The sequence below is a fragment of the Streptomyces sp. UNOC14_S4 genome (assembly GCF_020740835.1).
GTDB lineage: Bacteria > Actinomycetota > Actinomycetes > Streptomycetales > Streptomycetaceae > Streptomyces.
Window position 1 is genome coordinate 1 of record NZ_JAINFC010000365.1, and the last position, 7,862, is coordinate 7,862.

A 7,862-nucleotide genomic window follows, 5' to 3' on the forward strand; every position below is an offset into this window, starting at 1 on the left:
GGGAGGTCGCGCCGCAGGCCGTCCAGTTCGCTCTGGCGGGCGGGCTCGGCGAGCAGGTGGCGCAGGCCGCCGTAGTACTGGCCGTGCGGGGGCAGCACACCGGCGGCCACACCGAGGGTGGCGTAGCCGTCGACGTAGAAGTCGTGGGCGGCGTCCAGGACCGCGACCTCGCGGAGGGCGGAAGCGGCGGCGTCGCGGCCCGCGACGCGGGCGGCCGTGCGGTCGGCGGCGAGTTCCTGGCGTCGGGCGGTGCTCCGGGTGGCGCGGAGATAGAACGTGCCGTAGGCGACGAAAGGCCTGGCCATCTGGCGGTAGCGCCCACCGGCCCAGGAGGCGTCGACCTCTTTCGCCTTCCTGCCCTTGCGGACGGCCTTCTCGGCGCGCTTCTCCTGGCGGGCCGTTTCCTTCTCGACTTCCTTCTCGGCCTTTTCCCGGAAGGAGTTGACGGTGCGGGCGACGCTGTGGCGGCCGCGCATGGTGAGGGCCATCAGGCGGGTGTCGGCATGGCCGTAGTGGCCGAATTCATGGGCCAGTACGGCACGCAGCTGTATCTCGGTGAGCCCGGTCATCAGGGGTATGCCGAGGTAGAGGCGGCGCCGCCCGGGCAGCAGCCCGAGCAGCCGGGCGTCCTCGGAGACCGCCGCGTTGACACCGCCCATGAGAACGATCTCGTCGGGCGGCCGCGTACCCGCGGCTTCGGCGATCTCGCGCACGGTGGCCCACAGCTGCGGCTGCTGCGCCTCGGTGACCGGGAGCCCGCTCTCCTCCTCGCCCTTGGGCGTACGGAACAGGAACATGCCCCGTACGACGGGGACGGCCAGCAGGGCCAGCGGAATGCCGAGTTTCAGCGCGATGACGGGTCGCGTCCAGTGATAGACGGCGAACTCGAGGCCGACGAATACGCCGAGCACGAACAGGCCCAGGACGTAGAAGCCGAGGAGCAGCAGGAGAGCGCGCAGCGCGCGCAGGGAAACGCCCATGGGGCAGGGGCCCTCGCACAGTAATGGAGATGTCGTAATGAGTGGGGGGCTCCCAAGTATGACGCATATAAGTTCGAGTGGACAAAGAAATAAACGCACAGAGTGACGACAACGGCCGGACCGCTCCGGCGGATGTCCGAAAGCGGTCCACCCAGGTGACGGGACGGACGGCGGCTCTCCGGGCCCCGGTGGCAGGCCCGGAGAGCCGATGTCCCGTCAGGGCACTCGTCAGGACGTGACTGCGGACAGCCCCTCGTCGACGACCGCCCCGCCCTCGGCGGCCCCTCGTGCGGGGAGCTCGGCGAGGGTCTCGGGCGCGGCCGGGTGGAGCAGCCTGCCGACCGTGTGGGGCTCCGAGTAGAGGGCGACGAGTCTGCGGACCGTCGCCGGGTCGGCGGACACGGTCACGGGCGCCTGGTAGCGGTCGCCGTCCTCGTCGTCGTCGGTGTCGGAGAGGGTGGCCCACATGTCCTCGGCAGCGCTGATGAGCTGGTCGAGCTCGTCGCGCACCGCGTCCCAGGATCCGTCGCGCACGGCCTGGTCGATGCGGGAGACGGTACCGAGGAGGCTGGCGTAGTCCTCCGCCAACTGGTCCTCCTGGGCCGACGGATGAAGCTGCACGGCGACTGGCTCGGTGGTGTACACGGCACCTCCACAAAGGGAATCGGTCTGGGCTGGGGCCGATGCGTACGAACCCCCACCCGGGCATGGTCGCGCGCCGGGGGGCGGCGGCCGATGTCCGGCGTCACCGGGTGACGAGATATCACCCGCACGGGCCAGCACGGACGGTCCGGACGACCACGCGCGTGGCGGGCGAGGATGCGCTTCCGGCCACAGAGGCCGGATTCCGCATATCGGACACGCCTGTACGTCCATCGGTCAACTCACGGCCAACTCTTCGTCGTGAACCTGCCAAGTTCACGGAATCGGTGGCACTCTCGGCTCGGTTCGACGCGGCGCACATCGGAGAACGCCGCTCGTACCACTGCACCCACGCCATACCCGGCGCCACACCCGTGCCGCCGAACAGCGGGCTGCCACCAGCAGCCAGGCCCAAGGAGTTCGCGTGAGATCAACCCCCCGCACCGTCGTCACCTCGCGTCGCACGAGAAACAGCGCCGTTCTCGTCGCCCTCGCCGCCCTGGTGGCGGCGGGTGTGCAGACGAGTTCCGCCGGTGCCACCTCCACCGCGGCGGAGCACCCGGCCGCCTCCGCCGCCGCCCTCTCCACGAACCAGCGCGCCGCGCTCATAGCCGCCGCACAGAGCGGCAGCACGGACACCGCGCGCTCGCTGGGGCTCGGGGCGAAGGAGAAGCTGGTCGTCCGGGATGTCGTCCGGGACGCCGACGGCACGGTGCACACCCGTTACGACCGTACGTACGACGGGCTTCCCGTGCTCGGCGGCGACCTGGTCGTCCACGTCAAGGGGAAGCACAAGAGCGTCACCAGCGCGACCTCGAAGAAGATCGCCGTGCCGACCACCACGCCGAAGGTCCCGGCCGCGACGGCGCAGCGGAGCGCCCTGCGCGTCGCCTCGGACGTCAAGTCCGCCAAGGCCGACCCGGACGCCTCCCGCAAGGTGATCTGGGCGGCGTCGGGGACCCCCGTGCTCGCCTGGGAGTCGATCGTGCGCGGCGTCCAGAAGGACGGCACCCCCAGCCAGCTGCACATCATCTCGGACGCCACCACCGGCAAGAAGCTGTACTCCTTCGACGGCATCGAGACGGGCACGGGCACCGGCCAGTACAACGGCAAGGTCACCATCGGCACGACCAGGAGCGGCAGCTCGTACCAGATGGTCGACAACACCCGCGGCGGCCACCGCACCACCGACCTGAAGCAGGGCACCTCCGGCAGCGGCACGCTGTTCACCAACTCCACGGACACCTGGGGCAACGGCAGCCAGAGCAACCGGCAGACCGCGGGCGTGGACGCGCACTACGGCGCGCAGGAGACCTGGGACTTCTACAAGCAGACGTTCGGCCGCAGCGGCATCCGCAACGACGGCGTCGCGTCCTCGTCCCGCGTCCACTACGGCAACGGCTACGTGAACGCGTTCTGGGACGACTCCTGCTTCTGCATGACCTACGGCGACGGCCAGGGCAACGCGAACCCGCTGACCGCCCTCGACGTGGCGGGCCACGAGATGTCGCACGGAGTCACCTCCGCCACCGCCGGCCTGGAGTACGCCGGTGAGTCCGGCGGTCTCAACGAGGCGACCAGCGACATCATGGGCACCGGCGTCGAGTTCTTCGCCAACAACCCCAAGGTCCCGGCCAACTACCTCATCGGCGAGCAGATCAACATCAACGGTGACGGCACGCCGCTGCGCTACATGGACCAGCCGAGCAAGGACGGCGCCTCGCTCGACTACTGGAGCCCGGACGCGGGCAACGTGGACGTGCACTACTCGTCCGGCATCGCCAACCACTTCTTCTACCTGCTGTCCGAGGGCAGCGGCTCGAAGACGATCAACGGCTTCACGTACAACAGCCCGACCTACGACGGGTCGACCCTGTCCGGCATCGGCCGCGGCAAGGCCCTCGCCATCTGGTACAAGGCGCTGACCACGTACATGACGTCGACGACCGACTACGCGGCGGCCCGCCAGGCCACGCTCTCGGCCGCGGCCGACCTCTACGGCTCCGGCGGCGCCGAGTACCAGGCCGTCGCCGCGACCTGGACGGCCGTCAACGTCAACTGACGCGCCCGACGGACCGACCGGACGGCCGCCGGATGTGTTCCCGGCGGCCGTCCGTCACCCCTTCCGGCCGACGGCCTCGCCCGCCTTGTCCCAATTCTGGTGCAGCCGGTCGAGATAGGACTGCGCCTGCGTACCCGGCTTGGCGCCCCGTGAGAAGGCCAGCATGTTGCCCGCGCCCGCGTTGTAGCCCAGGGCGAGCAGCTCGTCCTTGGTGTACTCGCCGGTCCAGGACGCGGGCAGCTGCCCGGCCAGGTCGTGCAGGTGCCACGCGGCGGCCTCGATGGCGAGCTCCGGGTCGTCCGGCAGGTCCTGCCAGTCCCGGTCGGCGAACGCCCGGCCGGTCTTCGCCTCGTCGAACGCCGCCTTGTGCATGTTCGCTATCCCGAACGCGGAATCCGGCTTGAGCCGCTGCCAGGCGCGCTCCAGCTCGGGGTCGTGCGGCTTGTACGACTCGTTGTACAGGATCGCCATGAGCAGCCGGGGCTCGACACCGGCCTTCTTGGTGTACGCGACGACTTGCGGGGCCCAGTGGGCGACGTCCTGATTCGTGCCGGCCTTCGACGCGCTCGGGCCGGGCACAGCGGTCCGGGTGGGCTCCGGGGCACCGCTCGACCCATGGGCGCCGCCGCAGGCTGTCGCCGTAGCCGCCGTCACGGCGACGACGACACCCCCGACCCACCGCTTCCACGCTCCCCGCACACCGGCTCCTCTCCTTGGCCGCTTCCCATTGTCCCCCGGCCGCCCCCTTTACCGGGGCTCGCGCCCCGGACCCCGTGGCCGGTTGCGGCCGGTGGTCCGGTTGTGCCCACCCGTTCCGCCCCAGGCGGAACGCATGCCCACAACCGGGAGGTGGACTCGCGGGGCGAAGCCCCGGGCTTAAGGGGCGCGGGGCTGTGACATCGTGCGACTCCGTCGCGTGAGCGCGACCAGCCACGACGCACCCGCAGCCGCGCGCGCAGCGCAAGAGGCACCCCAGTAGGCGCACTCGGCCGAAGAAACCCGCACCCGCCCGTCAATCGACGCAGGGCACGCCGCCCATCTTCACCGCATCCCCCTGGAACGCATCGGAAGGAACCGCCGCAGGCGCGGAAGCAGACGAGGACGACGGCGAAGACGGCGGCGGCACCGACGACGGCGGCGACGTCGTGAAGCCGACGCCGAGCGTCACCACGACCCGCCCCGCCGAGAGCGTCGGGTCCGCCACCGCCCGTACCCCGTGCTGCGCGGCGATCCGCTGGGCCGCCGCCTCCGCGCCCCTGCCGTAGACGACGGAGGTCGTGCGGGAGGACGGCGCGTTGGAGACCTGCCCCGTGCGGTAGCCCAGCGCGGCCAGCGCCTTCGCCTCGCTCGCCGCGGCCCCGGGGGTGCCGGAGGCGTTGCGCACGTCCACCGTGGTGGACGCCGCGTCCGCGGGCGGGGCGCCGTTCTTGGCCTGGGCCGGGGCGGCGGGCTCGTCGGGGCTCGGCGCCTGGTGCCCGATCATCGCCTGAACGAGGGACCTCACCTTCACGGGGTCCACGATGTTGACCGCCTCCCCCTTTCGGGTGGCGAATCCGGCGATCGGCAGCGTGTGGAACTCGGCGTTGCCGCCGGTGAGGTTGGGGGCCTGCCGGGCGAAGTCCAGAATGTTCCAGCGGTCGTCGATGACGACGTCCTTCTTGACCACGTCGAACAGCCCCTGGAGCTTGCCGATGTCGCTCCACACACCCTGGGACTTGAGCTTGTGCGTGACGGACGAGATGAAGGCCTGCTGACGGTGGGTCCGGTCGAGGTCGCCGCCGGTCAGCCCGTGGCGCTGCCGGACGAAGGCGAGGGCCTGCCGGGCGTCGAGCTCCTGGAGCCCGGCGGGGAAGTCGGCGCCGGAGTAGCGGTCGCGGACCGGTTTCTTCAGACAGACCTGGACGGGCTGCACCACCTTGGCGATGTCGTAGAAGCCCAGCAGATTGACCTCGGCGAAGTGGTCGATGGGCACGCCGAGGAACTGCTGCACGGTGGCGAGGGTGGCCTCCCGGCCGGCCTCGCGGCTGCGGTGCTCCAGTTCGGCGCCCTTGACGCCCTCGGTCTGGAGTTTGTCCTGCATCTCCGCCTTGGCGAGCCCGTACGCCTCCTTGATCTTGTGCTCGCCGCGACCGCCCGCGACCTCGACGTAGTCGTCGCGGGGGATCGAGAAGGCCGTGACCTTGCCGCCGTCCGCCGGGATGTGCATCAGGATCAGCGTGTTGGTGTTGTAGCCGCCGATCCCGCTGGACCCCGCGTGCAGTTCCTGCTGGACGAACTCCTTGGGGAGGTCGTTGCCGTCCATGTCCTTGCGGCTGTCCAGGCCGATGAGCAGGAGGTTCACCGAGTCGTCCAGCTTCGGCGGGGCTCCCTTGCGCAGGGCGTCCAGGGCGCTGGAGGTGATGAGCCCGTTGTTCAGCCAGTGGTAGGCGAACCAGCCGACCCCGCTGGTCAGCATGACGGCCGCCGAGGTGAGGCAGACGGCGAGTCTGGCGGCCGCCGCGGCCCGCACGGGGCGACCGGCTCTGGCGCGGCCCCGGTTGTCGCGGTGGCCCGGCGTGTTGTCGCGGCGGCTCGGCGTGCGGTCGGCGGAACGGTATCGGTCACGCATGGACGGCCCTCCTGTATCGCCTGGACCGTACGGCACGGAGGGTCAGTACCGCGAGCGCCGCGGCCTCGGCGGCGGCCATCGCGGGGAAGGTGTCGATGGCCCAGTGCAACGCGGTGGTCATCGATGTCGCCGCGTCGCTGCGCCCGGTGGACGACGCGTCGTCCAGCAGGAGCCGCGCGGTGAGGGCGACCACCGCGATGGCCAGCGGGGGCAGCGCGAACGCCCACCAGGTCTGCGGCCCGCAGCAGGCCACGGCCACGAGGGCCGCGGCGGCCGCCGCGAAGGTCGCGAAGATCCAGCCCAGACCGCTGCCGAACGTCTCGTCCAGCGCGGTGCCCGCCACCAGCAGCACCCCGGAGGCCGACAGGGCGCGCCGGGGCGCCTGGCCGAGCGAACCGTCGAAGCCCTGCCCGGGTCTCCGGCCGGCTCTCGGCCCCGGGACCCGTGCCGGGGCAGGAGCAGGAGCATGGGGTGCGGTGCGGAGCCGCGTCCCCTGCTGCCCCGCCCTGGCCCCCCGGGTCTCGATCCGCCTGCCGGGCATGCGTGCTCCCCATTCGTACGGGCGGCCGCCGCGTGCGGCGACCGCACTACTTGCTCATTTGCGCAATATAGCAAGTGTTGGTCATGGGCCTGCCGAGCGTATCCATCCGGTCGGACAACAGGATGGGCATACCGGAAACCCGAGAACAGCACGACACCGTACGGGTATTGCGGCACCCTCGCGGACCGTTCGGTCAGCCGACGTTGACCCCGAAATCACTGGCGATGCCCCGAAGACCGGAGGCGTACCCCTGTCCGACGGCACGGAACTTCCACTCGGAAGCGTGGCGGTAGAGCTCGCCGAAGATCATCGCCGTTTCGGTCGAGGCGTCCTCGCTCAGGTCGTAGCGGGCGAGCTCCCGGCCGTCCGCACGGTTGACCACGCGGATGTAGGCGTTGCGCACCTGCCCGAAGGCCTGGCCGCGGACGTCGGCCTCGTAGATGGAGACCGGGAAGACGATCTTGATGACCTCGGCGGGGACGCGCGCCAGGTCCACATTGATGGTCTCGTCGTCACTGGCGCCGGTACCGCCGGTCAGCTCGTCGCCCGTGTGCTGCACGGAGCCGTCCGGGCTGGCGAGGTTGTTGAAGAAGACGAAGTGGCGGTCGGAGACGACCTTGCCGGACGCCCCGCACAGCAGCGCGCTGGCGTCGAGGTCGTAGTCGGCGCCGGTGGTGGTGCGCGCCTGCCAGCCGAGGCCGACCGCGACGGACGTCAGCCCCGGGGCCTCCTTGCTCAGCGAGACGTTGCCGCCCTTGGCCAGGGTCACGCCCATGAATTACCTCCAGAGGTCGGGTCATTTAAAAGCTTGCGCAATCGGGCAATTGTAGCGCGGGGCGCCCGTACCGGACCTGACGCGATTCCCCGGCCCCCGCCCTTGCCCGCACGCCGACGCCAACTCAGAAGCAGGTACCCGGAAATGACACACCGAATTCCGTACGCCGTCGCCGTCGCCGGAATCCTCGCGGCCGCGCTCGCCCTCTCCGCCACCCCCGCGTCCGCGAAGGGCGGGATGGACATCGTCACCCC

At 70.8% G+C, this 7,862-nt stretch carries 8 protein-coding genes; 2 read left to right on the forward strand and 6 right to left on the reverse strand.

The annotated features are described in order from the left end of the window. Both K6I34_RS26565 and K6I34_RS26570 read right to left on the reverse strand, forming a co-directional pair. The coding region (locus tag K6I34_RS26565) for a M48 family metallopeptidase (protein ID WP_229329325.1) at positions 1-980 on the reverse strand (980 nt) is incomplete at its 3' end. A 228-nt stretch (positions 981-1,208) separates the two neighbouring features. Beyond that, entirely contained in the window at positions 1,209-1,625 is a 417-nt protein-coding gene (locus K6I34_RS26570) for a hypothetical protein (RefSeq protein WP_229329327.1), read from the reverse strand. Positions 1,626-1,909: 284 nt separating this feature from the next. Between K6I34_RS26570 and K6I34_RS26575 the strand changes: the two genes are divergently transcribed. Both K6I34_RS26575 and K6I34_RS26580 read left to right on the forward strand, forming a co-directional pair. Further along, positions 1,910-2,050: a hypothetical protein gene (locus tag K6I34_RS26575; protein WP_229329329.1), complete on the forward strand. Its 141-nt coding sequence runs from the start codon at positions 1,910-1,912 to the stop codon at positions 2,048-2,050. Continuing rightward, positions 2,047-3,684, forward strand: a complete 1,638-nt coding sequence (locus K6I34_RS26580) for a M4 family metallopeptidase (protein ID WP_229329331.1) — start codon at positions 2,047-2,049, stop codon at positions 3,682-3,684. The genes K6I34_RS26575 and K6I34_RS26580 overlap by 4 nt, the downstream gene beginning before the upstream one ends. Positions 3,685-3,738: 54 nt before the next feature. On the opposite strand, the gene K6I34_RS26585 is transcribed toward K6I34_RS26580, so the two are convergent. The 4 genes from K6I34_RS26585 to K6I34_RS26600 all read right to left on the reverse strand — a co-directional run bounded on the left by K6I34_RS26585 (position 3,739) and on the right by K6I34_RS26600 (position 7,608). Beyond that, positions 3,739-4,383 carry a transglycosylase SLT domain-containing protein gene (locus K6I34_RS26585; protein WP_374231019.1) on the reverse strand — a complete coding sequence of 215 codons (645 nt, stop codon included), beginning with the start codon at positions 4,381-4,383 and terminating at the stop codon, positions 3,739-3,741. A 313-nt stretch (positions 4,384-4,696) separates the two neighbouring features. Next, the gene (locus tag K6I34_RS26590; RefSeq protein WP_229329335.1) at positions 4,697-6,292 is read right to left on the reverse strand and encodes an LCP family protein; all 1,596 of its coding nucleotides are present in this window, start codon (positions 6,290-6,292) and stop codon (positions 4,697-4,699) included. Then, entirely contained in the window at positions 6,285-6,833 is a 549-nt protein-coding gene (locus K6I34_RS26595) for a DUF6542 domain-containing protein (RefSeq protein ID WP_229329337.1), read from the reverse strand. Before K6I34_RS26595 ends, K6I34_RS26590 begins: the two co-directional genes overlap by 8 nt. A 193-nt stretch (positions 6,834-7,026) precedes the next feature. Continuing rightward, positions 7,027-7,608, reverse strand: coding sequence for a TerD family protein (locus tag K6I34_RS26600; RefSeq protein ID WP_229329345.1), 582 nt, complete (start codon positions 7,606-7,608; stop codon positions 7,027-7,029). Between the last annotated feature and the right edge of the window lie 254 nt (positions 7,609-7,862).

What these genes read in the sequence shown, in the direction of transcription:
- K6I34_RS26590 (WP_229329335.1), bottom strand. Translation starts at nt 6,292, where the DNA reads ATGCGTGACCGATACCGTTCCGCCGACCGCACGCCGAGCCGCCGCGAC.
- K6I34_RS26595 (WP_229329337.1), bottom strand. Translation starts at nt 6,833, where the DNA reads ATGCCCGGCAGGCGGATCGAGACCCGGGGGGCCAGGGCGGGGCAGCAG.
- K6I34_RS26600 (WP_229329345.1), bottom strand. Translation starts at nt 7,608, where the DNA reads ATGGGCGTGACCCTGGCCAAGGGCGGCAACGTCTCGCTGAGCAAGGAG.